Source organism: Pseudomonas agronomica (genome assembly GCF_025917275.1).
Classification (GTDB): Bacteria; Pseudomonadota; Gammaproteobacteria; order Pseudomonadales; family Pseudomonadaceae; genus Aquipseudomonas; species Aquipseudomonas agronomica.
The window spans coordinates 1-2,588 of record NZ_JAOSHO010000621.1 but is presented as its reverse complement, the minus strand read 5'-3'; the positions used below and the strand labels follow the sequence as shown (position 1 = coordinate 2,588).

At 59.7% G+C, this 2,588-nt stretch carries 2 protein-coding genes; one reads left to right on the top strand and one right to left on the bottom strand.

The annotated features are described in order from the left end of the window. Positions 1-931 (bottom strand): HAD family hydrolase (locus OC610_RS25345; protein WP_264431770.1); only part of this gene is annotated, 931 nt, incomplete at its 3' end. A gap of 241 nt (positions 932-1,172) precedes the next feature. On the opposite strand from OC610_RS25345, the gene OC610_RS25340 reads away from it, so the two are divergent. Beyond that, positions 1,173-2,564, top strand: a complete 1,392-nt coding sequence (locus OC610_RS25340) for an L-cystine transporter (RefSeq protein WP_264431769.1) — start codon at positions 1,173-1,175, stop codon at positions 2,562-2,564. Positions 2,565-2,588 lie beyond the last annotated feature (24 nt).

Below are 2,588 nucleotides of genomic sequence, written 5' to 3'. Positions count from 1 at the left end.
TGCGGTTGACCCACAAGTGGATGCCGCCTTTGGCCACGTCCACATCGTGGAACAGCATGTAGCCGTCGCTGCTCGGCGTATCGCCCGCCACCAGTACCGGTTTTTTCCATTCGTCGATGTAGGTCAGGATCGCGGCATGCTTGCCAGCCATCCACGTCGCCGGGGTCCACAGATACGGGGTGTATTCCAGGCTCAGGTTGGCCTTTTCGTCGTACTTGCCGGCAGTGATCTGTTTGCGTGCCGTGGTCAGTTCACCGGTCTTGGGATCCTTGAGCAGCGTGGTCACGCCGATCACGTTCTGCGGCTTGAGGTTGTAGCCGTACTTCGGATCCGAGGCGACCATGCGTACCAGTTCTTCGGAAGCGGCGGTCATGACATAGACCTCGATGCCGTTTTCCATCAGCTTGTTGTACAGCTCGGCCTGGCCGGTGAAGACTTTCGGCGGGTTGACGTTGTACTGGACCACCTTGTCGCCATCGTAATAGGTGGTCGGCACCGGTTTGCCGGAAGCCATCAGTTCATCGACATAACCCTTCAGTTCCTTGAGCGTGAAGCCGGAGAACACCTGGGCCACCCACGGGTAGCAGACCATGTCGTCCACTTCGCACAGGCGATAGTAATAGCTGAACAGGCTTTCCTTGTGATCCGCCGTGTCCTTGAACGGCATCAGCTTCAAGGATGGATCGAGTTTTTCCCGAGTAATGAGCCCCTTGTTCTCCATGAACGGCAACAACGACTCTTCGAGGTCATAGCGGTAACTGGTGTTGTCCATGTCGAACACCGCGTAGTTACCCTTGTTGGCATTGGCCGCAATCATGGCCTCCAAGGCCTTGGCCTGCTCCGCCGGCCAGTGCTTGAGATCGGTGGCGAGCGCTTGGCCGGCGAGGCTCAGGCCTAAGGCGACAGCGAGCAAGTGAGGTACGAGCTTCATCGGCATTACTCCCAGGTGGTTAGAGTTCGACGCTAACAAATGCCTGTGACAAATCTCGCCTGTGGGCGACCGCTTGCGTCTCGATAACGGCAGCAGCATGTCCCTGAGCGCCAGCGGCTTATTCCAAAAGCGACAGTAAACATTCCTTTTTAGTATTAATTCTTTAGATTTCAGACTGTTAGGCTTTCCGGCTCACAGTCGCGGCGCTTGGCGGCTGGCAAAGTCTTATCGGAGCTATTTCATGAATGTGCCGCTGATACTCAATCTGTTGGTGTTCATCGGGCTGCTGTTCGGCCTGGCGCAAACCCGCCACGGCACCTGGAGCCTGGCGAAAAAGGTATTGCTGGCGCTGGTGCTGGGCGTGGTGTTCGGCATCGTCCTGCACGCGATTTATGGCGCAGGCAACCCGGTGCTCAAGGCGTCGATCGGCTGGTTCGACCTGGTGGGCAACGGCTACGTGCAGTTGCTGCAAATGATCGTGATCCCGCTGGTCTTCGCCTCGATCCTCAGCGCCGTGGCACGACTGCATAACGCCTCGTCCCTGGGCAAGATCAGCTTCCTCACCATTGGCACGCTGCTGTTCACCACCGCCATCGCGGCACTGATCGGCATCGGCCTGACCAACCTGTTCGGCCTCACCGCCGAAGGCCTGGTGGCCGGCACCCAGGAACTGGCGCGCCTGCAAGTGATCCAGAACGATTACGCCGGCAAGGTCGCCGACCTGAATATCCCACAATTGCTGCTTTCGTTCATTCCGCAGAACCCCTTTGCCGACCTGGCCCGAGCCAAGCCGACGTCGATCATCAGTGTGGTGATTTTCGCCGCATTTCTTGGCGTCGCCGCGTTGCAATTGCTCAAGGATGACGCCGAGAAAGGCCAGAAAGTGATCAATGCCATCGACACCCTGCAAGGTTGGGTGACGCGTCTGGTGCGCTTGGTGATGAAACTGACGCCGTACGGTGTATTGGCATTGATGACCAAAGTGGTGGCGGGCTCCAACCTGCAGGACATCATCAAGCTCGGCAGTTTCGTGGTGGTGTCTTACCTGGGGCTGGGCTTGATGTTCGTGGTCCATGGTCTGCTGGTATCGGCGGCCGGGATCCATCCGTTGCGCTTCTTCCGCAAGATCTGGCCCGTGCTGACGTTCGCCTTCACCAGCCGCTCCAGCGCCGCGACCATCCCGCTGAGCATCGAAGCCCAGACCAGCCGCCTCGGCATTCCCCGGGCGATCGCCAGTTTCAGCGCCTCGTTCGGCGCCACCATCGGCCAGAACGGCTGCGCCGGGCTCTATCCGGCGATGTTGGCGGTGATGGTCGCGCCGACGGTGGGCATCAATCCGCTGGACCCGGTGTGGATCGCAACGCTGGTCGCCATCGTGACCTTGAGTTCGGCGGGCGTGGCCGGTGTCGGTGGTGGCGCGACGTTTGCCGCGCTGATCGTGCTTCCGGCCATGGGTTTGCCGGTTTCACTGGTGGCGCTGCTGATCTCGGTGGAGCCGCTGATCGACATGGGCCGCACCGCGTTGAACGTCAGTGGCTCGATCACCGCCGGGGCGATCACCAGCCAGGTGATGCAGCAGACTGACAAGGCATTGCTGGATGCCGAGGAGCATGGGGAGTTGGTGCACGCTTGACTCGGTGGCGCCTGATCGATAGCT

What these genes read in the sequence shown, in the direction of transcription:
- OC610_RS25340 (WP_264431769.1), top strand. Translation starts at nt 1,173, where the DNA reads ATGAATGTGCCGCTGATACTCAATCTGTTGGTGTTCATCGGGCTGCTG.